The organism is Sporosarcina sp. FSL W8-0480, assembly GCF_037963765.1.
Taxonomy (GTDB): Bacteria; Bacillota; Bacilli; order Bacillales_A; family Planococcaceae; genus Sporosarcina.
Genome location: NZ_CP150166.1, coordinates 2,795,649 through 2,817,326 on the forward strand (window position 1 = coordinate 2,795,649; position 21,678 = coordinate 2,817,326).

Genomic DNA, 21,678 nt, shown 5'->3' on the forward strand with positions numbered 1-21,678 from the left:
TTTTTCACCTATCCTTCCGAATGGATTAACGGACGACTAACAGTCCCAATCGATGGTGATCGTGGCGATACAGCACTTGTTGCATAAGACGTACTTCTCCGTCACGGCCTATAACTTGCAAACGGCAATGCGCAGCATTCACCTGTATGGCATCATATAATTCCTTTTCATTTGTAACCTGTATGCCATTCACCGACCTGATGCATTCGCCAGGCATCAGACCAAGCTTTTCCCCTGGAGATTCAGGCAAAATCCCTGCTATGATAACTCCCGCCGGTTTCGGAGCTGCGGCAAATCCACCATTCCGTTCACGTACTGCGAAAAAGATAGTAATCGCCACTCTGCCCAGAAAACCGACCAAAAGAGCAACCCAACCTAAAATCGGCAGCCAAAAGGCAGCTATTCCAATAATGACGACAATCGATCCAAGTAGTGTAACAGCTTGTCCAATTTTAGGGAACAAGACATCCGGGAAGCTTGCCCGTGCAACTTGGGAGAAGCCGATAATTATTGGCACTGGAAGAAAGCTAAATGTTGTTTCTCCCAATGTGAACTGTGGCCAATATGGCGTGAAAGCCGACAAGAAGTCCCCAGGCACAAGAAATACAATCGGTAAAAGCCATAGCCGTTTTGACTTGTAAGCAGCAGCCCGCAATCCACGATTCGTTGATGTGAGGAAAGGGGATGCATAGACACCAGAATGTCGGCGAACGAGGAAACCTTCTGCGATTAGGAAAAGCCCTGCAATGACAGCTACCGTCAATGCCATCTCACCTAACAGATTAACGCTTCCCGGACTCCATCCACGAAATGTAAAATCAGGCATGAATCGTTGAAGTGCATATAAACCGAAAAACGCGATTGTTGCAAAGTATATCGGTGATGCAGTTTGATAAAAGAACGAAACCATGGATAAAATAGCGATTGCTGAAAAAAGGACAATCCAGGAAACTTCGACGGTCAAACCGACGCCCGCTATAAGGAGCGAGAGAATCAAAGCAGGCACCCATGATTCAGTTAACAGCTTTTTCATTTCCGTCAAGCCGGGATGCAAGCGTACAAGGAAGCTTCGCCGTTCCTTTTTTACACGGAAATACCCTAACCCGACCGCCACGCCGATGGCAATCAACCAAACAGGATTCAAGAAAAATAAGCCTACCGCTTTTAACAAATCCACTATTACGTTTTCACTCATTAATCGTCACCATCCCATCCCCGAAAACATGATTATTCTTTATTGTATCAAAAGAATGCGCCTACGTGTAGGAAGCCCAAAAATTTTCTCACAATCTACAAGCCTAACAACAAAAAAGCCTTCGTCATAAACAAAGGCCTTTCATCTTAATTATTTAATAAATGGTGGACATACCCAATAGCAACCTGCAGCTGGATATCATTCTTTTTATCTTTACGGTGATTTTCCACTCTTTCCCTTAGGGCGGCAAAGAATTTCCGGTCCATTATATTCTCTGTCGGAAGCTTTGAATCTACACGGAATGCATGCACTGCGAGGGCTGTTGACTCGTCAAAATAGCCGTCTTCTCTGTTAACCGCATAACCAAGTCCGACTAATAGTTTCTGGGCATATGAAATGTCCTCATGGTAAGCGCCTTCTGCATACACATCCGTCGAGAAACGGATATGTTCCGTGAATAGCTTATCCTGTTCCGATTCAAGATCGACATCGACACCTTTTCCATGTATCCATGTCTCTTTCGGTGTCAGCCATTTATGAGTGGTAAGTTTCATTTCCCCGCCATTTGAGAGCTCCATCGTATCTTGTACGGTCCCTTTTCCGAAACTCACATTACCGATGATAAAGCCACGGCGTAAATCCTTTAAAGCACCACTCAACACTTCACTCGCCGACGCGCTTCCTTTGTCTTGCAGAAGAACAACCGGTATAGTTTTCAGTTTTTCGTCATAAGTAAACTTTTCGGACTTTTCGACAACAAGCGGCGTCAATTGTCCTTCGGCATTCTGCATATAAGCATAGATCGAATCATCCGGCAGCAAACTTCCCGCCACTTGGGCAACAGCTCGTAAATATCCACCAGGATTTCCCCTAACGTCAATAATCAACGCCTCTGCCCCACCAGCTATCATCTCATCCGTTGCCTTTTTCCATTCATCGGCCGTTTCATCACCAAACATTGTCAATGCTATGTAACCGAATTTCTTGCCCCTCTCTTCCATTAACTCAGCAGTTACCGTCTTAACCGGAATGACATCACGCATCACTTTCAATTCAAGATGCTTGCCTAAGTCCGGCCGGTAGATCGTCAAAGCGACTGTGGTTCCCGCCTTTCCCTTGATTTTCTTGACGACATCTTGAAGCGTCATCCCACCTAACGGCTCGCCGTTAATACGTACAATCTCATCGTAAGGCTGTAGTCCTGCCTTTTCAGCTGGAGACCCTTTTACTGGAGCAACAATGATATACTTTCCGCCAGACCGTGTAATTTCAGCTCCGATTCCCAACTTTTCACCAGCTAACGACTCCCGATGAGAAGCGGCCTCTTCTTCAGACAGATACGTCGAATATGGATCACCGATTGTATCCGCCATTCCACGCAGTGCACCCTCAATTAGCCTGTCCCCTTCGACCTGGTACACCGCATTCTCCTGAATGATGTTATAAGCCTCATTAATAACAGGGAACATTTCCTTCATTGCCACGTCCGCACTTTTCCCTTTTTCAGCTGAACAGCCGTCTAACACCAAGAATACTCCTGCTGCTATTACAGCTAATAATGCGAACACAAAAAAACGGCTTCTGCGCATCGATAACTTCCCTCCTCTGTTCACTATATGAACAACTCGGGTCTGTTACGACAACAGAAAACCGTATTTTGTCAATCAAGGTCTTGGACAAGCCTCTCCATCATCGACTCATCCATAGGTCCGACTAGCACATGTGCAATCGTACCGTCCGTATTTAGTATATATGTTGTAGGAATCCTAAATGCCTGAAAGGATTCCCCTACTACGCCTGTTTCGTCCAATGGAATCGGAAATGTCAGTCCGTAAGAATCCACGAATTCCTGGACAGCTTTCACTCCACGATGTTCACCGGTCGTCAAATTGACTGCGAGGATTTCCACATTATCTTTATCGGCAGAATTCTTATAGTAGTTCTGCATATGCGGCATTTCCGCTTTGCATGGTGGACACCAAGTCGCCCAGAAATTCAGGATGACTTTCTTTCCTTTCATGTCCGACAACTTAACCGTTTCCCCAGTCACTGTCGTCAGTTCGAAATCGGGTGGTAAGTCCCCCTGCCTTAAACCGACTTCTTCCATCGCGATTTCGGATCCTACATCGGACTGAACCATGACTCCGGACGTATCAATCGGATCTGCCTTTTTCAAATTCGTATTGACCATAATTGCAATCATAGAGCCAATGAGCAGCGCAGCGATTATGTATCCAATCACTTTCTTATTCAATTTCGCTCCCCCGTCCCGAGTGTACTTTTGTAAACTTGAAGATCAATATAAAAAACATGCCAATCATAAGAGTGATGAATAGAGGAGGATTCAGCAATCCTTTTGGCTGAATCGCAGCGACAAAAATATGCGTCGCCATAAATAACACAGAAACAAGGGCAATATGTTCCTCTGCCAATTCAGTTCTCCAGACAAAAATTGTTAGGGCAATAAAGATAACTATAGTACCAATTCCAGCGATCAAACTTCCTTTATTCAACAACACCATCATCACTTGGAATAGAGCCTGCACTGTTACGGCTCCTATGAATAATGCAAGAAGAGATTTCGTGTCCACTTTTCTCCGATTCCAGTCAAACCAAATTCGACCGGCAACGAAAAGCAATCCAAGACTGAATCCGGTAAATCCCCCATTGAAATATATAATGGATATAGGTGCCCGGATCACCGTACTGAAATCCGTTAAAATCACCGATAACTTCCAAATTATAAGCATATAAAAAACTGAGTCACTAAACAACGAAGCCGGAACTTTTCCAAGCTTTAACCGAATAACACTGTATGCAAGTATGAAGGCAACAATGAGTGCAAGATAGTTGGATGGCACTGTCATATTACCAATTAGGTAAAGCTTCGTAACAACCATACGGAAAACTCCTTTTACCTTATACCACCTATGGTAGATGAAATGCCAACAAATTGCGAGAGCATAGCTTTCAGTTTAAAGGGGAAATGGTAACTATTTGTGAAGTCATATGTAATGACAAATAAATCCGCCCATGTATAGGGCGGATTTCTATTAAAACGATACATATCGTAATGGATTTACTGCACTTGGACCGGATGCTGTCCAGTTCCCGACATGCACTTCGAAATGAAGATGTGGGCCTGTTGAATTCCCGGAATTACCGAGTGCACCGATGCGAGAACCTTTATCGACAACTTGTCCAACACTTACATTGATTTTCGATAAATGCGCGTACACTGTTGTGAAAATGTTGCCATTCGATGAGTGGGTGACCATGATCACATTTCCATACCCGCCCATTTGACCTGCATAGGAAACAACTCCGTCCGCTGCAGACACGACTGGCGTTCCAACTGAATTGGCGACGTCAGTCCCACGATGTTGACGTTTCGTCTTGAATATCGGATGCACTCGCCATCCGAAGTGTGAAGAGACTCTACCGTTTGCCGGTCTTGTCCAAAAACCACTGGACACGTTAGGCAATGAACCCGGTTTCTTCGCAGCCGCAGCTGCTGCAGCTTTCCGTCTTCGCTCTTCTTCTTGACGGGCTAATTCCGCAATACGTTTCTGTTCCGCGATTACTGCCTTTTCAAGCTCAGCCTCAATTTCAATCGTATCATGGTATTCTTCTTCAAGGTCTTTCTTTTCCTGTGAAAGCTTTTCCTGTTCAGCTTCCAATTGGTCAATCAATTTATTCTTCTCTTTTTTCTGTGCCTCAAGTGAAGCTTTCAATTTTTCCAACTGTGCCTTGCTTTCTTCCAACTCTGCCAATTTCTTTTCAACAAGCGCCTTCTCTACTTCAAGCTGATCGATATCTTCCTGTTGCCTACGCATAATATCGCGGTCGGCATCCATCAATGTCGTTACAGCAGAAAAACGGTCGATGAAGTCTGCGAAGCTATTAGCACCAAGCAAGACGTCCAAGTAACTCACTTTGCTCCCCTTTACTTGCATAGCACGGACGCGCTCACGAAGGACGACATCACGTTCTTCAATTTTCTTTTCCAAATCTGCAATCGACTCTTTTAGTTTATCAATCTCTTCATTCGTTTGATTGATATTATCAATGACTTTGTTCATATTCGCATTTGTCGCTTCAATTTCTTTGTTCAATGAAAGAATTTGTTTCATAAAGTCATCAATCTTTTTTTCGATTGCTTTAATCTCATTTTCTTTCTTTTTAATATCAGACTGAAGATCATTCTTTTTTATCTCATTCAGCTTTTGTTCTTTCTTTAAATCATTTAATTTGCTTGCGAGGGCTTCTGTTCCCCCGACAAACGTTGTAAACATGAATACTGCTATAATACTTACCAAAAACCATCTGCGCTTCATCAAATTTTCATTTTCCCCCTTTTGGTCATGTTGCAAAACTACAACACTCCCAATCTATTAGGCTCTAAGAAATTTACGAACAGACATAAAACTACCCCATACACCGATAAAGATTCCCATGAACAGAAGAAGTCCATTTACTTGGAAGATGAATGGTGTTGCGTTCAATAATTGAAAAAGCTCGTTTTGTAATCTCGGCTCCCATTGTTGGTACAGCTCATAATACGAAACAGAAATAACGATCATCGGAATGATCGAACCTAAAACACCAAGCCAAATTCCTTCCAACACGAATGGAATTCGCACGAAACTATTTGTCGCACCTACCAATTTCATAATCTCGATTTCCCTACCTCTTGCCACAATGGTAAGACGGATTGTATTTGAGATTAAGAACATAGCAGTGAACAATAATGCAAGGATGAGTCCCATTCCAATATTCCTGCTTAAATTAAGCACGTTGAACAGCTTCTCAACTTTTCCTTCCCCATAAACGACCTTATATGTGTTGTTATATTTATCGATTTTCAAGGCAATCTCGGCAGTTCTATGAGGGTCCGTCGCTTTGACGTAAAACGCATCTCCAAGGGGGTTGCTTTGCTTATATAAATTAAGTTCATCTCCGAAAGACTTAATCATCTTATCAAGTTCTTCATCCCGTGTGGCATAAATAACACTTGCCACTCCCGAGGTTGCTTTGATCTCTTTTTCCAACTGTTTAACCGATTCGGCATCTGCTGCAGGTTCTGCAATTACTTTAATTTCTACGTCATTCTCAAGGTTATCGGCAAGTTGGTTCAAGTTCATCATGATGACGATGAACACCCCGACTAACAAAAGTGTGACAGTTACTGCGCTGACAGAGGCGAAGGTCATCCAGCTGTTACGTCCAAGGCTTTTAAGGCTTTCCCTAAGATGTCGCCCCAATGTCCTAGCTTTCATAACCGTAAACCCCTTCATATTCATCTCTCGTGATCATCCCGCCATCGACGACAAGAACACGGTGTCTGATTGTATTCACAATTTCCTTATTATGCGTGGCCATGACAATTGTCGTGCCTCTTGCATTAATTTGTTCAAAGATCTTCATGATTTCCCATGAAGTTTCCGGGTCCAAGTTCCCTGTAGGCTCGTCCGCAATGACGACCTTTGGTACATTGACGATGGAACGTGCAATGGAAACCCTTTGCTGCTCTCCACCTGATAATTCATTCGGAAACATTCTGGCCTTTTGCGTCAATCCGACAAGCGCCAAAACATCATTCACTTTTTTTCGGATTTGTTTTGGAGATTCCTCGATTACTTCCAAGGCAAAAGCGACATTCTCGTAAACATTCAACTTCGGAAGTAGTTTAAAATCTTGGAAAACGACACCAATCTGCCTTCTTAAATAAGGGACCCGTTTGTTCCTTAATGTTGCAAGGTTAATGCCGTTGACGATTATGTCGCCTTTCGTAGGACTTTCCTCTCTATACATCATTTTGATGAACGTAGATTTACCTGCCCCACTTGGACCGACGACGTAAACAAACTCACCACGACCGATTTCGACATTTATGCCATTAGCCGCAACGACACCATTTGGGTACTTTTTATATACATCTTTCATCACAATCATTTAAAAACCACCTGAATATTATTGTATTCCACATTTTTTCCCGACAATCACATTATAACATGCATAAGCACTGCAATTATTACAGATTTATTTCATTTGGGTCGACATGTTAACACATTTTTCGCGGTCTGTAAATAAAGTTCTTGAGTTGGGTCTATTTGGAAATAAATTCGCCCATTAAAAAACGCAATAGGCATGTTCGCCCATTGCGTTTGTCACTATTCGTATTATTTCTTTTCAGATAGCCATTTTGCAACGGCATCCAATTCTTCACCTTTGATTAGACCGCCAGGCATTCCGTTTGGTGTACCGTTTTCGATAATGTCACGAATTTCAGCTTCTGATAACTCAGAACCGATATTCGCTAAAGCCGGGGCTGTTCCGCGTCCTTCGAGATTCCCACCATGACAGCTTGCGCAGCTTGCTTGGTAAACTTTTTCTGCATCTACATCAGCAGTACTGCCATTGCCGTTGTCACTTGCATTGTTTCCACCACCGCCACATGCACCAAGTACAAGCGCTGCTCCAAACATAACTCCTAAAAGCTTGTTCTTCATTGTTTTTCCTCCTGTCATTAATTGCTGTGCTACAGTCCTTAGTATACCAAAGGAACCGGATCGTAAACTTCAACACAGCCTGTCCATATTTATCAAATTTATGACAAATTGGTAAGTTTTTCTCCGGATTCATACTTGCCTTTACCTTTTACTATACACATATATCGAGATTTTAAACTCAAAATAAAAAAGCGCACCGAAGTGCACTTTATTATCGATATTATGAAATTTTAGAACGTAAATACGCATTGATGAACAAGTCGATTTCTCCGTCCATGACAGCTCCGACGTTACCCGTTTCCTCATTTGTACGGTGGTCTTTAACCATGGAATACGGATGGAATACATAAGAACGGATTTGGCTTCCCCACCCGATTTCTTTTTGCTCTCCACGGATTTCTGCCAAACGAGCTTCTTCTTCTTCAACTTTTAGTTGGTAAAGTTTCGCTTTCAAGAGATTCATCGCGCGCTCACGGTTTTTAATTTGTGAACGTTCCGTTTGACATGTCACGATTGCACCAGTCGGAATATGTGTGATACGAACAGCGGAGTCCGTCGTATTGACGTGCTGACCACCCGCACCGCTTGAACGGTACGTATCGATTTTCAAGTCTTCCGTTCTGATTTCGATGTCGATATCGCCGTCAAATTCAGGCATTACTTCAATCGACGAGAAGGATGTGTGTCGACGGCCTGAAGAGTCGAATGGTGAAATTCGGACAAGACGGTGGACGCCTTTTTCCGCTTTTAAGTACCCATATGCGTTATGACCTTTGATGGACAATGTGACAGATTTTACGCCTGCTTCATCGCCGGCTTGGTAGTCAAGTGTTTCCACTTTGTATCCTTGGTCTTCTGCCCAGCGTGTATACATGCGAAGCAGCATGGAAGCCCAGTCTTGTGATTCTGTTCCGCCGGCTCCTGAGTGGATTTCAAGGATGGCGTTGCTGCTGTCGAATTCGTCGCTTAGGAGCATTTGCAGGTCGAAGTCTTCCATTTTCTTTTTGAATTCTTTCAGTTCTTTTCCTAATTCTTCTTGGAGTTCTTCGTCAGCTTCTTCGCGGAGCAATTCGAGTGTCATTTCCAAGTTTTCTTGTGTGTCGTTTAGTTCATGGAATGAGCCGACTGTTGCTTTTAGTGCGTTTGATTCGGAGATGACTTTTTGTGCGGAATCCTGGTTATCCCAGAAGCCTGGTTCTAACATGATTTCGTCGAGTTCTTGCATGCGTGCCTCTTTGTTTTCTAAGTCAAAGAGACCCCCTGAAGTCCGCTAATTTCTTAGCTGTTTTGTCGAGTTCGTTACGAACATCGGATAATTCGATCATAGTTGTTTCCTCCTGAAAGTGAATAGAATCGTGTACAAACCGGATTTCCGCTACAGGCGGCGCTTTCCGTGGGGCGGGCGGTGAGCCTCCTCGGTCGCTACGCGACACTGCGGGGTCTCACCTGTCCCGCTAATCCCACAGGAGTCGCCGCCTTTCGCTACAATCCTTTAATACTTATTCAATAATTTAAGTGAGCAAAAAAATGAAACTTCCATCAGCGAGCACTTTGTTGTGCCTGCTGATGGGAAGTTTATTATTACATGGTATATGACTGATTGTCAGCCTTTGCCGTGGCAGTTTTTGTACTTTTTGCCGCTTCCGCATGGGCATGGGTCGTTGCGGCCGATGTTGACTGCGCGGCGGACGGGTTTTTTTGTTACTTTTTCGCCGTCTTCTTTTGGATTGACGGCCTGGCCTTTTGCAACTTCTTCACGCTCAAGGTTGTTGCGGATTTCGGCTTTCATGACGTATTTGGATGCATCGTTTTCGATTGCTGTTACCATATCTTCGAACATGGAGAAGCCTTCAGCCTGGTATTCGCGAAGTGGGTCGGTTTGACCGTAGGCGCGCAGGTGGATTCCGTGACGTAGTTGGTCCATTGCATCGATATGGTCGGTCCATTTTGAATCGATTGCACGGAGTAGGACGACTTTCTCGAATTCACGCATGCGGTCTTCGGACATTTCGCCTTCCTTCTCATTATATCGCTCGATGACTGCATCGTGAATTAAAGTTTTCAATTCTTCCGCAGATTTTCCTTCCATTTGAGCGGCAGTCACGCGACCTTCTGGTAAAAGGTTTGCTCCAAGGAAATCTTCAAGGCCTTTGAGATTCCATTCAGCATCTTTTTCATCCGGTGCATGCATTGCAATGACACGATCGATGACGTTTGATAGCATGCCTTCAAGGATTTCACGGATGTTTTCGGATGCAAGAACTTCATTACGTTCTTTATAGATGATTTCACGTTGTTGACGTAATACATCATCATATTGCAGCAAACGTTTCCGGGAATCGAAGTTATTCCCCTCGACGCGTTTTTGGGCAGATTCAACTGAACGCGATACCATTTTCGATTGGATCGGCGTTGTATCGTCCATACCAAGCTTCGTCATCATGCCTTTCATCTGCTCTGAGCCGAAACGGCGCATCAGTTCATCTTCAAGGGAAAGGTAGAACTGGGTTACACCTGGATCACCTTGACGTCCTGAACGACCACGGAGCTGGTTGTCGATCCGGCGTGATTCATGTCGCTCCGTACCGATAACTGCGAGTCCACCAAGCTCTTTAACACCTTCTCCAAGCTTGATGTCCGTACCACGACCAGCCATGTTCGTCGCAATTGTAACGGCGCCTTTCTGTCCAGCTTCCAAAATGATATCCGCTTCACGGCCATGGTTTTTCGCATTCAATACATTATGTGGAATGCCGTATTTCTTCAAGAAATTCGAGATGATTTCTGATGTTTCGATCGCCACTGTACCAACAAGTACCGGTTGCCCTTTTTTATGGCGCTCCCGAATATCCTCAGCAACCGCCTTGTATTTCCCATCCATCGATGCATAGATCAAATCCGGACGGTCATCACGGGCGATTGGTCGGTTCGTCGGAATGGCAATGACATTCATATTGTAAATATTACGGAACTCTTCTTCTTCCGTTTTTGCAGTACCGGTCATCCCGGAGAGTTTGTCATACATTCTGAAGAAGTTCTGGAACGTGATTGTAGCAAGCGTCATCGTTTCATTTTGAACTTCCAAGCCTTCCTTCGCTTCGATTGCCTGATGCAGACCATCACTGTAACGGCGACCGCTCATCAAACGACCCGTGAATGAGTCGACGATAACGACTTCGCCCTCTTGAACGACATAATCGACGTCAATATGCATACTTGCATGGGCTTTCAATGATTGGTTGATTGCATGGTTTAACGTAACATGTTGCAAATCAAACAAGTTTTCGATGCCGAAAGCTTTTTCGGCTTTATCAACGCCGGATTCCGTCAGTACGACGCCCTTCGTTGATTCGTCATAGGAATAGTCCTCATCTTTTTTCAACGTTATGACAAAACGGTTAGCTAAACGGTAAAGCTCGGCCGATTTAGCCGCCTGTCCGGAAATGATCAAAGGCGTACGCGCTTCATCGATCAAGATCGAGTCAACCTCGTCAATGACCGCATAATGGAGCGGCCGTTGAACTTTATGTTCTTCATACAAAACCATATTGTCACGTAAGTAATCGAATCCAAGCTCATTATTCGTTGTATACGTAATGTCAGCAGCATATGCTTCACGCTTTTCCTCTTTTGACAAGCTGTTCAAGTTCAAGCCTACAGTTAGTCCAAGGAATTCAAATAGCTCGCCCATTTCAGTCGCGTCACGGCTTGCGAGGTATTCGTTCACCGTTACGACATGGACGCCTTTTCCTTCAAGTGCGTTTAAATAAACGGAGAGTGTTGAAGTCAATGTTTTACCTTCACCGGTTTTCATCTCCGCGATATTTCCTTCGTTCAGCGCGGCAGCACCCATGATTTGTACACGGAATGGATACATGCCAAGGACGCGTCGTGAAGCTTCACGGACGACTGCAAAGGTTTCTGGTTGGATTTGTTCGAGTGTTTCACCGTTTGCGACACGGTCTTGGAATTCTGCTGTTTTTGCTTTTAACTGCTCGTCGGAAAGTTGTTCCATTTCCGCAGCATGGGATTCAACGTTATCTGCAATTTTTTCAAGTCGTTTTAAGTCTCGTTTATTCGGATCAAACATTTTATTCAATACGCCAAGCATTTAGGTCACATCCTCATTAAGTTCACCCTTCATTTTAACATTGTAAAAAGCGCCGTGCAAATAGTCGGAGCTATTTGTAGAGGGATTATTTTAAATATAGTTATTTACATAGATTATCATATAAATCATTGCATTCCGTTTTAGGCGGACGCTTTCCACTATATATTCAAAAGACCCCCGGATTTCTCCGGGGGTCGAGATTTATTGGATTTAGTTTGTTTCGATCAAACCGTATTTCCCGTCTTTTCGTTTGTAAACGATATGAGTATCTTCTGATTCAGAATCAGTGAAGATGAAGAAATTATGTCCAAGCATGTTCATTTGGAGAATTGCTTCTTCTTGGTCCATCGGTTTCAAGTCGAATTGTTTTGTACGGACGATTTGGAACTCGAAGTCTTCATTCAAAGATTCTTCTTCGTTGTTGTTTTTCTCTTTTCCGACGGATTGCAAGAATGCGGCTACGCCTTCTTTTTCGCGGAATTTACGGTTTACTTTTGTTTTGTATTTTCTAATTTGACGTTCTAATTTGTCTACGATCAAGTCGATTGCAGCGTACATATCTTCGTGCCGTTCTTCAGCACGGAGTGTCAAGTTTTTCATAGGAATTGTGATTTCCACTTTTGTCTGTCTGTCATTATACACTTTCAAATTGACATTAGCAGTTGCGTTTGCGCCTTCTGTGAAATATCTTTCGAGCTTAAGTACTTTTTTCTCGACGTACTCTCGAATTGCTGGAGTTACCTCTAGGTTTTCCCCTCGGATGTTAAAGTCTAACATATGAACTCCTCCTTTGATTAACCGATACTATATATTTCTACATCTATATTTTAATCTCCTTCTTTTATTTGAAGGAAAAATTAAAATCTTGTCGAAATGTGACGAAAATCTTCATAGCGTAGGATTTAGTCTTTTCTTTCAGCAGCCACTCCGATTTCGGTCCGCCTGCGCAGCTTTAGTTCATCAAGAATCAGTTTTTCAGTTGAAGCGTCTTCGGTAAATTTAATGCCGTAACGGATTCCATCGATACCGCGCCTTTTCCATACTATTTCTCCGACGACATTAATATTCGCTTCATAAAGCACGAAGTTAAGTCGCAGGCGTACTGGCCCAGTGTCTGTCGGTATATCTAAACTTGAAACAAGCTTCGTACCGCCAGTACTGATATCCAAAAGCATACAATTGCCTGGATTGGATTCATTCGATGATCCCTCGACTAAGATGCGAAACGTTGCTGATAGGGGCTTGTCGAATGAATGCCTGAAATAATCATGACGTTTATATTGCATGTCCCCACCCCGTTCCATTTCCTTTCCTTATATTCATTATACCAAATGAACTGTTTTTTATCGACTTTCAGCCAACTCTTTCGTCCTCTTCATCGTCCCTTCAAGCGTAAGCACGATTTGCTCATTATCAGCAACCGTCGTATGCACTGTGGCATTGACTTCTTCAAGTGACGCGCTTGATTGGGCAAGTAAATCGGCGAACGTTCCGGTTGTGTTACCGATGTCTGAAGTGTCTTTTGAAATCATCTTAGTTTTTGTATCAAACTTTAAAAGATTCTCATGCAAAAGTCCTAACGTTTGATGCATGGACTCGATTTTCGATTCGGCATCGATTGTTATGAGGCCTTGCGCTTTTAATTTATCGGTGCTTGCTGTTAAGTTCTTCCGGGATTGGCTATTCATTTTATTGACATCATTTAGGTTGTTATTGATTTCATTGAGCGTTTCGGCTGTCGTCTGTGCAAGTTTCCTTATTTCCTCTGCCACGACTGCGAACCCTCTGCCATGATCTCCTGCACGTGCTGCTTCAATTGAAGCGTTCAGTGCCAATAAATTCGTCTGTTCAGTAATGGAGGCAATCGAACTTGCCAATGCATTTGTTTTTTCGATATTTTGAGATAGCAGGCCAAACGATCCATTCAAATCATTTAAAAGTTGCTCCACGTCTTCCATTCCATTTCGAACACTGCGCATCAGGCTGACGATTTCATCCGACTCAGAGCGTAATTCTGCCGCATCTTTAAACATTGACTGCGTTTCAATCTGCATATTAGCCACATCATTTTGCACCCGTTCCGTATTTTGCGCAATCCTGCTGATCTGCTCAGCTTCCCGTTCAACGCTTGCTGCAATGTCATCCATGATTTCCAATAATTCTTTTTGAGAAGTCCAGTGCCGCTTTGCAGTATGTGCGATTGAGACTAAGTCATCCGCCACTTTTTCAACGTTTTCATTAAGAGTTAAATGCTTCCTCTCTTCCTCTTTAGCACGTTTTTCCTGCTCCACTGTAAATAAATTCACTTGCTCCTCAAGCTTTCTTGTCTGCATGATTTGGATTAAAAGTCCAACCGACAACAAAATAAGGGGCAGCATTAAACTACCTTTACTTGACGCAATTGTGTCCTGATACGGGTATTTCGTTAAAAAAACAACCATTACTGCAATGGATAATACAAAGCCATATGTCATAATCCTCATGGACACATGTACACTCGCAATTCCTGCGATGAAAAATGCAATCCCGGCAGTCACGATTGAGGGATCGCCGACTACACCATTGCAAATCGTCGCAAATGCCGTGATGCCAATGATTATCCACGGAAAGACCTTCTCAAAAAACAATACTTTTTTAGATAAAAGAAAAACGATGATTGACGTCGTCAGAGGAATTGTCATGCTTGTTGTTTTCAATGCATCCTGACCGGTAAGATAATAATAGACCGCCCCTATTAAACTCGAAGCACCAAGTGTGACGAATAAAATAAAATTCTTCTTTGAAAATTGCTCATGCATGAGCTTTTCCACATTTCCTATCTCCATTTTTCTCATTCCCCCTTTTAAGTTGCCGTTAACCTCTCGATGTTATTTTCAATGTACCATGAATAGTGAAATAGTTATAGATGGTAAATGGGAGTTTTGACGTAATATTGATGTATCGGTCACCGACAAAAAAAGCCAATCAGTATGAACTGATCAGCCTTTCATCGCTTTGTATCGTAAAATGTTCCATCCCTTGCTACATTGGCATACGGGTTAATGTAACTTTTCATATGATCTTTTTTCGATTGTGCAGCGGTAATATCGGAGCGGATATGCTTTGTAAATGTAGATAGTCCTTTCACAACCTGCTGTTCTAAACCGACAAGCACCTTTCCCAATTCCTCTTCTTCCGCCGTAAAAGGTGATGAAATTTCCTGTTGCAATAAGTCTCTTTCATCCAATAGTTTTTCGATTTCCTCGATTACTGCGTCCCGACTTTCTTCATCTGTCCGACTCGTTAATGACAGGAGCTGCTTCGCAATTTCCTGCCAACGTATCATTGCTTGTCTGATCATATTCCGTCCATATTCGCGTATTGTTTCGAACGGTTGATCTGAATGACTTGCTTCCATGTGTCGCGAAACTCCGTGATGATTTCTGCCGCTTCGTCGTACATCTTATTATCGTTTTTAATATTTCCTTCAATAAGGCGGTGATTAACAAATTCATACAATACCGTCATATTCTCGGAAATCGGCACTGACCGATCGAGCGTCACCATTAACTCGTTTACAATAGCTTGCGCCTTCTGCGTCGCTATATTCTTTTCCTCGATATTTCCTTGTTCCAAAGCTTTTTTAGCCTGGTGGATGAATTTCAAACATCCGTTGTACAACATAAGCGTTAATTCACCAGGCGTTGATGTATTCACTGAATTGTTCTGATACATTGCATATGGATTATTAATTGCCATTGGTTTTATCTCCTTTAAGGTTTCCACTATTACTGGCATTTTCCTACCATTTATTACTGACCAAACATATTCATCATGTTAGCGGATTGGGCATTGGCACGTTGAATCGCCTGTTCCATCGCAGTGAACTGCCGCCAATATCGATCCTCCATCATCTTCAGACGATCTTCGAAGCGTTCGATTTGCTGGTTCATGCTTTTCATGCTGCGCCCCATAGCAAAGTTATCACTAACTGTCCCTGTTGCACCCGCCTTTTCCGAAATAACTGCATTGACATTATCCATCGTTTTACGGAATTGAATAGCGATCCCACCTTTGTCGGTGTCTGTAGCAGATTTTGCAAACAGTTCATGGACTTGGTTCGGATTTTCAGTAATCGCTTTTCTTAAATCATCTTCATTGATTGATAGCTTTCCATTTTCTTTGAAGTCTTTGATAGGTTCTATTCCAATCTTTTTCAAACTGATAAATTCACCATTTGAAGTTTCCACTTGACTACTCATCAGTTGTCGGAGATTCGTTAATAAACTTGCGATTGTTGGATCATTGCGGAGCGTACCACTCTTCGCCTTCTCTTCCCAAAGTTCAATTTCCTTTTCCTTCATTTCTTTCTTCTGTTCATCAGAAAGGGGTTGGAAGTTCCGATACCGCGGCTCACGGATTTTCTCGTTTAGCTCTTCAATCATTTTATTGTAGTCATCAACGAATTTGACGACGGATTCAACGATTTTATCTGTGTCCGGGGCTGAGCTGAAAGTGACTGGGCCTGTAGTTACCTGTTTTAAATTTACTTCGAAGCCGTTGATTGTGAAGGTATTGGATGACCGTTCCGTTTCAAGACCATTGAAAATAAAGACAGCGTTTTGACCTTCCGTGGCTGAATATTGTTCTTCTGAATTTTCCGCTGTTCCACTTAATTTAAGTTTAGCCGCAGCATTACCTGTACCAGTAATAGTGATACTACCCTTGCCGCTCTCTCTTGCTGTCAATGCAATTTTGCCAGTAAACGAATCATAAAAGGCTGTCACACTTGAATCTGATGCCTTATTTATTTTTTGTAGAAATGAACCCAACGTATCTTCCGGCGTGACCTTAACCTTCATTTCTTTTCCGTTAGCAGCTTTGATTATGATTTCCTGTTCTTCGGTAATGTCGAAATCCGAGAGCTTTTTGGATTCCGCATGTTCAGATTCCGTTTGGTTTACTAATCTTCCACTTTGTAAAGTAGCTTGTGTAGCCAGACTTTTAACTTCAATCGTTCCTGAAAACTCACCAGTAGCATTCAATCCCTTAATCCCAACCGCATTCGGATTGGATATATTCACGGTCTTTTGCATAAAAGTTGACTGACGACCCATTGTGTCGGTCACTTTATATTTCAGGTCCGTTATATTCCTATTCACACTTCGATAATCATCCATCTGCCATTCCAAATACTGCTTCTTCTGGGTAATTTTCTCGAGTGGCATACGATGTGCCTTCATCATATCCCTGATGATTTGTTCCGTATCCATGCCTGTTGCCAAACCGCTAATTCGCATACTGATTCAACCTCCTCAGATTTTCCGGTCGATGAGTACTCCGACAAAATCCTTCATTGCCGCATAGGTATCCATTAGTTTCTTGGAAGGGATTTCTCGGACGACTTCGTCTGTTTTCTGGTCTACAATGACGACGTAATACTCCTTTAATTCATCATGTAATTTAAAGCGTAGTTGTGTGTTTGCACTTTCAAGGAATTTATTTATGCTATCGGTCACCTGCCGTGCTTTTTCGATTGGCAGCTGTTGCTCTTCTTTTGATTGCTGTTGGGAATCTACAGATATAGCTTGTACTTCCGCAACTTTCGCATTATTTTCAGGTGCCTTACTTTCCAAATTCGCCCCGATTTGTTGTGTGCCACTTGCATCGCCAATGCGTCCAACCATTTTCCCAACCTCCTGTGAATGAGAAATTCATTACCCTTTGTATCGGCTAATCTATGGAGAAGTTGAGTGGACAGTTTAAAATTAACCTCCAAACTTTGTAAAAATAGAAAAAACACCTCCCCAACCGGATTTTGATAAAACCGGAAGAAGAGGTGCTCCGTAAGCTATTTAGTTACCAAGCGACGATCGTTCCATCCGTTCTTGACTCGGTTCCGCCAGCAAGGACGCCGGTTTCCGGATTGCGCCAAATGATTTGACCTCTACCGAATGAACCGTTATCAAGTGTAGGTACGATTTGATGTCCCAATCTGGTCAGAGCCTGGGATAGGTGATTCGGGAAATTTGGTTCAACATGCACTTTATTCCCCTCGATCCATTGCCAACGCGGAGCATCCAATGCAGCTTGCGGGTTCAAATGATAGTCGATCGTATTGACGATCACCTGGAAATGGCCTTGAGGCTGCATGAAGCCACCCATGACGCCGAACGGACCGACGGCTTGTCCGTCCTTCGTCAGGAACCCTGGGATGATCGTGTTGTACGTACGTTTCCCTGGTCTCAACGCATTCGGATGTGCTGGATCCAATGAGAAGTCCACACCACGGTTTTGTAGTGCGATTCCCGTTCCCGGCACGACGATTCCCGAGCCGAAGCCCATATAATTCGATTGGATGAATGAAACCATATTCCCTTCCTCATCCGCAGTCGCCAAGTAGACCGTTCCACTTTTCGACAGTTCATATGGGTCAGGAATGGTTGCCCTGTCCGTAATTTCAGCGGCACGCTGCTTTGCATATTCTTTCGAGAGCAAGTGGGCGACGTCTATCGGCATGTCTTTTTCTTCGGTAATGAATGCTTTGCCATCCGTAAATGCCAGTTTCATCGCTTCAATCTGTTCATGCAACGTACGTACATCATTCGGGATAGGCTGATTCATTTCCGCATAGATGTTTAACGCCATAAGCGTAATCATGCCTTGACCGTTCGGAGGAATTTCCCAAACATCATAGCCTTTATAATTTGTCGAAATTGGATTGACCCATTCGACTTTGAAATTTTCAAGATCTGATTTCTTCAAATAGCCATTATTCGCTGCCACATGCTCATGAATCGTGTCTGCTATTTCGCCTTTGTAGAAAGACACCGCATTTGTTTCGCCGATTGCCCTCAATGTCTTTGCGTGGCCCGGAGACTTCCACATTTCCCCTGTTACAGGTGGTCTTCCGTCAGGTGCGAACGTTTTGAACCACTCGTCAAATTCTGCGGAATCAAGGGATTTGAATCGATTGTAGGCAATTCGCCAATACTTTCCTAATATAGGGGTTAACGGGTAACCCTCTTCCGCATAACGAATGGCAGGGGTTAACGATTCGATTAAAGGAAGCTTACCAAATCGTTTTGAAAGTTCTGCCCAAGCAGCCGGCACACCAGGTATTGTAATTGGTTTGAAGCCCCAAGTCGGAATTTTTTCAAGTCCCTCTTCTTTGAATGCATCGATAGTCATTGCCTCCGGTGCTTGTCCGGAAGCGTTTAATCCATATAATGTATCCTTCATCCAGACAAGTGCAAATGCGTCGCCTCCGATTCCGTTCGAAGTCGGCTCAACAACCGTTAATGCCGCAGCCGTTGCAATCGCCGCGTCCACCGCGTTGCCCCCTTTTTGCATCACCTCGATACCCGCTTGTGCGGCAAGTGGTTGAGAGGTTGCGACCATCCCTTTTCTTGCGAACGCGGTATGTCGAATTGTTGCATATGGATTGTACAAGTAATCCATTTCAATTCCCCCAATATAGATAAATGATTACTATAAATTCTATTATAATGGAAGATTGAGAGAAATTGTTCGAAATTATTTAGTTTCCCTAAATATTATTGAAAAAAGCTCCATTTTCATCAATCAAACATCGAAAGATTCCAATTTAATCGGTGCCTACTGTGCATAAACCTCCATACGTTCATGTTACTTGCGTATTGTAAGGAGAGAGCAAATTTAGTGACCTTTCTCTCAAAACCACTTCAGAAGAAGGGGGGAATGGACATGTTATTTTATGAAGATGAAATCGAAAAAGTGAAGAACAAAGTCGGTAGCACCGCGTGGGGAAGTATGAGATTACAGGACCCACGAATAAATGGCCAATTACGAAAAGATCAGATGGCAAGGGAGTTAGAGGCAGCGAATACAAGAGAACGCCGAAACCGTCTGTTAAATAGGTATGATCCGTGATGAGTAGATTGTGATAGTGAAAAACGCAGCTTTAGATAAGGCTGCGTTTTTCTAATGGCGGGAGTTCCCATTGAACGTCAAAGAGTTCTCGTTTATCAGCATGGAGTTCTCCTTTATCAGCAAAGACTTCTCGTTTATCGCAAAGAGTTCTCCTTAATCAACAATAACTTCTCATTTATCGCAAAAGAGTTCTCCTTTATCACCAATAACTTCTCGTTTATCACCAAAGAGTTCTCCTTAATCAACAATAACTTCTCATTACTCGCCAAAGAGTTCTCCTATATCAACATTAACTTCTCCTTTATCACCAAAGAGTTCTCCTATATCAACATTAACTTCTCCTTTATCACCAAAGAGTTCTCCTTTACCCCCGATAACTTCTCCTTTACCGCGAAAAACTTCCCATTCCAATACAAAAAAAGCGTCTCCAAGTCAAAATCCGACTTTCGAGGCGCCCTTATTCAAATTCGTCAAATTCGTCAAACCTGTCAAATCTCCATTTTACATAAATACCCGCTATCGATTTTACCGACATGCGTCTTCGGCAGTTCATCCAAAACGACAATCTTCTTCGGAATCTTATAGGAAGCAAGTGTTGCTTTGCAATGCGCAATGACAGCATCATGATACAAATCATCATCAGCAGCGACAACGAAAGCGACGACAATCTCGCCCCATTTATCATCCGCCATGCCGACGACGGCCGCTTCACGGATTCCGGAATAATTGATCAGGCATTGCTCAACTTCTTGCGGGTAGACATTTTCACCACCAGTGATGATCATGTCTTTCTTTCTTCCGACGATGAATGTATCGCCGTCCTCATCGATTTTCGCCAAATCACCCGTCCGGAGCCACCCATCTTTCACGGCTTCGGAAGTTTCAATCGGTTTATTCCAGTAGCCTGAAAATACATGTGGTCCCTTCACCAATAGCTCGCCAATTTCGCCTTCTTCACAGTGATTCCCATTTTCGTCTAACACTTTGATTTCATTGAATAACATGCTTTTCCCAACGGAACCGACCTTTTTTGCCGAATTCTCTGGGCGTATGAAAAAGTTATTCGGCCCTGCCTCGGTCAACCCGTACCCTTCCTTGAACCGCAACCCTTTTTCGCGGAATGAACGATAAACATTCGCTGGGCATGGAGCTCCTCCGGATAAGAATACTTTCATCGACGGGAATGAAGATTGCTTGAAATTCACTGTCTGAATCATCATCTGATACATCGTCGGGACGAATAAAGAAATCGTCGCTTCGTATTTATCCGTTACTTTCAAAGCTTCCTCAGGGTCGAATTGATGTCCGATCGCAACAGTTCCTCCTGCCATCAGCAACGGTATACTCAGTGCATTCAGCCCGCCCGTATGAAAAAGCGGCATATAGTTGACGGTCGTGTCTTCTTCGGATAGCCCCCAGCTTAAAATCGTGTTCAATGCATTCCAATTCACCGCATCATACGACAGCATGACACCTTTCGGCATTCCGGTCGTGCCGCCTGTATAGATGATCATCCAAGGATCCGTGCGTATCGCGTCAACCGCGAAGAGCCATTCATCCGACATTCCTATTGAATCGATGACTGTAAGTGAGATGGAGTCTGCAGCTTTCAAACCTCGCATCGATCCTTTAAAACTATCATCGTAAATTACCAATACCGGTGTGCAATCCTCTAACAACGCCTGCAATTCCGGGCGGCTCATCCTCCAGTTCAACGGAACGTAGATCAACCCAACTTGCTCGCACGCGAATAGAATGGCAAACAGCTCAGGTTTGTTAGGGGAATAAACGGCAATCCGTTCCCCTTTCCCATACCCTCTTTCCCGGAAAAAGGAAGCCCACCGAATTATCCGATTTCGCAAATCCCTATATGACCAGCGCACCTCCGTATGGATATCGATTAACGCAATCCGTTCAGGAGAAAGTGCGGCCCTTTTCATTATCCAGCCTTGCTCATGGAACACGGTAGT

General features: G+C 43.4%; 21 protein-coding genes. 1 reads left to right on the plus strand and 20 read right to left on the minus strand.

Annotated elements, in window-relative coordinates:
• Positions 1-25 precede the first annotated feature (25 nt).
• The 18 genes from NSQ43_RS14440 to NSQ43_RS14525 all read right to left on the minus strand — a co-directional run bounded on the left by NSQ43_RS14440 (position 26) and on the right by NSQ43_RS14525 (position 19,258).
• A complete protein-coding gene (locus NSQ43_RS14440; protein ID WP_339251308.1) occupies positions 26-1,195 on the minus strand; it encodes a PDZ domain-containing protein in 1,170 nt (389 codons plus the stop codon).
• 146 nt (positions 1,196-1,341) lie between these two features.
• Positions 1,342-2,784, minus strand: a complete 1,443-nt coding sequence (locus NSQ43_RS14445) for a S41 family peptidase (protein ID WP_339251310.1) — start codon at positions 2,782-2,784, stop codon at positions 1,342-1,344.
• A 71-nt stretch (positions 2,785-2,855) separates the two neighbouring features.
• Positions 2,856-3,449 carry a redoxin domain-containing protein gene (locus NSQ43_RS14450; RefSeq protein WP_339251311.1) on the minus strand — a complete coding sequence of 198 codons (594 nt, stop codon included), beginning with the start codon at positions 3,447-3,449 and terminating at the stop codon, positions 2,856-2,858.
• Complete coding sequence (locus NSQ43_RS14455; RefSeq protein WP_339251313.1) at positions 3,442-4,095, minus strand: hypothetical protein; 654 nt, start codon at positions 4,093-4,095, stop codon at positions 3,442-3,444. Before NSQ43_RS14455 ends, NSQ43_RS14450 begins: the two co-directional genes overlap by 8 nt.
• 153 nt (positions 4,096-4,248) lie before the next feature.
• Positions 4,249-5,568: a peptidoglycan DD-metalloendopeptidase family protein gene (locus NSQ43_RS14460; protein WP_339251315.1), complete on the minus strand. Its 1,320-nt coding sequence runs from the start codon at positions 5,566-5,568 to the stop codon at positions 4,249-4,251.
• Between the two features lie 21 nt (positions 5,569-5,589).
• Positions 5,590-6,474: a permease-like cell division protein FtsX gene (gene ftsX / locus NSQ43_RS14465; protein ID WP_339251316.1), complete on the minus strand. Its 885-nt coding sequence runs from the start codon at positions 6,472-6,474 to the stop codon at positions 5,590-5,592.
• The gene (gene ftsE / locus NSQ43_RS14470; protein ID WP_339251318.1) at positions 6,464-7,150 is read right to left on the minus strand and encodes a cell division ATP-binding protein FtsE; all 687 of its coding nucleotides are present in this window, start codon (positions 7,148-7,150) and stop codon (positions 6,464-6,466) included. Before ftsE ends, ftsX begins: the two co-directional genes overlap by 11 nt.
• A gap of 227 nt (positions 7,151-7,377) precedes the next feature.
• A complete protein-coding gene (gene cccB, locus NSQ43_RS14475; protein ID WP_339251320.1) occupies positions 7,378-7,707 on the minus strand; it encodes a cytochrome c551 in 330 nt (109 codons plus the stop codon).
• A gap of 220 nt (positions 7,708-7,927) precedes the next feature.
• A protein-coding gene (gene prfB, locus NSQ43_RS14480) for a peptide chain release factor 2 (RefSeq protein ID WP_339254944.1) occupies positions 7,928-9,029 on the minus strand; the annotation gives its coding sequence in 2 pieces (ribosomal slippage) (positions 7,928-8,956 and positions 8,958-9,029; 1,101 coding nt in all).
• Positions 9,030-9,310: 281 nt separating this feature from the next.
• Entirely contained in the window at positions 9,311-11,818 is a 2,508-nt protein-coding gene (secA, locus tag NSQ43_RS14485; RefSeq protein WP_339251322.1) for a preprotein translocase subunit SecA, read from the minus strand.
• Between the two features lie 210 nt (positions 11,819-12,028).
• Complete coding sequence (gene raiA, locus NSQ43_RS14490) at positions 12,029-12,595, minus strand: ribosome-associated translation inhibitor RaiA (protein WP_339251324.1); 567 nt, start codon at positions 12,593-12,595, stop codon at positions 12,029-12,031.
• A gap of 125 nt (positions 12,596-12,720) precedes the next feature.
• Positions 12,721-13,104 carry a PilZ domain-containing protein gene (locus NSQ43_RS14495; protein WP_339251326.1) on the minus strand — a complete coding sequence of 128 codons (384 nt, stop codon included), beginning with the start codon at positions 13,102-13,104 and terminating at the stop codon, positions 12,721-12,723.
• 57 nt (positions 13,105-13,161) lie between these two features.
• Positions 13,162-14,643, minus strand: coding sequence for a methyl-accepting chemotaxis protein (locus NSQ43_RS14500; protein ID WP_339251328.1), 1,482 nt, complete (start codon positions 14,641-14,643; stop codon positions 13,162-13,164).
• Between the two features lie 161 nt (positions 14,644-14,804).
• Positions 14,805-15,158 carry a flagellar protein FliT gene (locus NSQ43_RS14505; protein ID WP_339251329.1) on the minus strand — a complete coding sequence of 118 codons (354 nt, stop codon included), beginning with the start codon at positions 15,156-15,158 and terminating at the stop codon, positions 14,805-14,807.
• Positions 15,155-15,556, minus strand: coding sequence for a flagellar export chaperone FliS (gene fliS / locus NSQ43_RS14510; protein WP_339251331.1), 402 nt, complete (start codon positions 15,554-15,556; stop codon positions 15,155-15,157). The genes NSQ43_RS14505 and fliS overlap by 4 nt, the downstream gene beginning before the upstream one ends.
• A 53-nt stretch (positions 15,557-15,609) precedes the next feature.
• Positions 15,610-17,097, minus strand: a complete 1,488-nt coding sequence (locus tag NSQ43_RS14515; RefSeq protein WP_339251333.1) for a flagellar hook-associated protein 2 — start codon at positions 17,095-17,097, stop codon at positions 15,610-15,612.
• Between the two features lie 15 nt (positions 17,098-17,112).
• Entirely contained in the window at positions 17,113-17,484 is a 372-nt protein-coding gene (gene flaG, locus NSQ43_RS14520; RefSeq protein ID WP_339251335.1) for a flagellar protein FlaG, read from the minus strand.
• A gap of 172 nt (positions 17,485-17,656) precedes the next feature.
• The gene (locus NSQ43_RS14525; RefSeq protein WP_339251336.1) at positions 17,657-19,258 is read right to left on the minus strand and encodes a gamma-glutamyltransferase family protein; all 1,602 of its coding nucleotides are present in this window, start codon (positions 19,256-19,258) and stop codon (positions 17,657-17,659) included.
• 264 nt (positions 19,259-19,522) lie between these two features.
• Here NSQ43_RS14525 and NSQ43_RS14530 point away from each other — a divergent pair, with 264 nt between their 5' ends.
• Positions 19,523-19,708 carry a hypothetical protein gene (locus NSQ43_RS14530; RefSeq protein WP_339251337.1) on the plus strand — a complete coding sequence of 62 codons (186 nt, stop codon included), beginning with the start codon at positions 19,523-19,525 and terminating at the stop codon, positions 19,706-19,708.
• A gap of 258 nt (positions 19,709-19,966) precedes the next feature.
• Here the strand turns inward: NSQ43_RS14530 and NSQ43_RS14535 are convergent, their stop codons facing one another.
• Entirely contained in the window at positions 19,967-20,119 is a 153-nt protein-coding gene (locus NSQ43_RS14535; RefSeq protein ID WP_339251339.1) for a hypothetical protein, read from the minus strand.
• 77 nt (positions 20,120-20,196) lie between these two features.
• Positions 20,197-21,672, minus strand: a complete 1,476-nt coding sequence (locus NSQ43_RS14540) for a long-chain fatty acid--CoA ligase (RefSeq protein ID WP_339251341.1) — start codon at positions 21,670-21,672, stop codon at positions 20,197-20,199.
• Between the last annotated feature and the right edge of the window lie 6 nt (positions 21,673-21,678).

Bases quoted from the DNA above. Each gene is read 5' to 3' on its own strand.
- NSQ43_RS14440 (WP_339251308.1), bottom strand. From the start codon at position 1,195: ATGAGTGAAAACGTAATAGTGGATTTGTTAAAAGCGGTAGGCTTATTT.
- NSQ43_RS14445 (WP_339251310.1), bottom strand. From the start codon at position 2,784: ATGCGCAGAAGCCGTTTTTTTGTGTTCGCATTATTAGCTGTAATAGCA.
- NSQ43_RS14455 (WP_339251313.1), bottom strand. From the start codon at position 4,095: ATGGTTGTTACGAAGCTTTACCTAATTGGTAATATGACAGTGCCATCC.
- ftsX (WP_339251316.1), bottom strand. From the start codon at position 6,474: ATGAAAGCTAGGACATTGGGGCGACATCTTAGGGAAAGCCTTAAAAGC.
- ftsE (WP_339251318.1), bottom strand. From the start codon at position 7,150: ATGATTGTGATGAAAGATGTATATAAAAAGTACCCAAATGGTGTCGTT.
- cccB (WP_339251320.1), bottom strand. From the start codon at position 7,707: ATGAAGAACAAGCTTTTAGGAGTTATGTTTGGAGCAGCGCTTGTACTT.
- secA (WP_339251322.1), bottom strand. From the start codon at position 11,818: ATGCTTGGCGTATTGAATAAAATGTTTGATCCGAATAAACGAGACTTA.
- raiA (WP_339251324.1), bottom strand. From the start codon at position 12,595: ATGTTAGACTTTAACATCCGAGGGGAAAACCTAGAGGTAACTCCAGCA.
- NSQ43_RS14495 (WP_339251326.1), bottom strand. From the start codon at position 13,104: ATGCAATATAAACGTCATGATTATTTCAGGCATTCATTCGACAAGCCC.
- NSQ43_RS14500 (WP_339251328.1), bottom strand. From the start codon at position 14,643: ATGGAGATAGGAAATGTGGAAAAGCTCATGCATGAGCAATTTTCAAAG.
- NSQ43_RS14505 (WP_339251329.1), bottom strand. From the start codon at position 15,158: ATGATCAGACAAGCAATGATACGTTGGCAGGAAATTGCGAAGCAGCTC.
- fliS (WP_339251331.1), bottom strand. From the start codon at position 15,556: ATGGCAATTAATAATCCATATGCAATGTATCAGAACAATTCAGTGAAT.
- NSQ43_RS14515 (WP_339251333.1), bottom strand. From the start codon at position 17,097: ATGCGAATTAGCGGTTTGGCAACAGGCATGGATACGGAACAAATCATC.
- flaG (WP_339251335.1), bottom strand. From the start codon at position 17,484: ATGGTTGGACGCATTGGCGATGCAAGTGGCACACAACAAATCGGGGCG.
- NSQ43_RS14525 (WP_339251336.1), bottom strand. From the start codon at position 19,258: ATGGATTACTTGTACAATCCATATGCAACAATTCGACATACCGCGTTC.
- NSQ43_RS14530 (WP_339251337.1), top strand. From the start codon at position 19,523: ATGTTATTTTATGAAGATGAAATCGAAAAAGTGAAGAACAAAGTCGGT.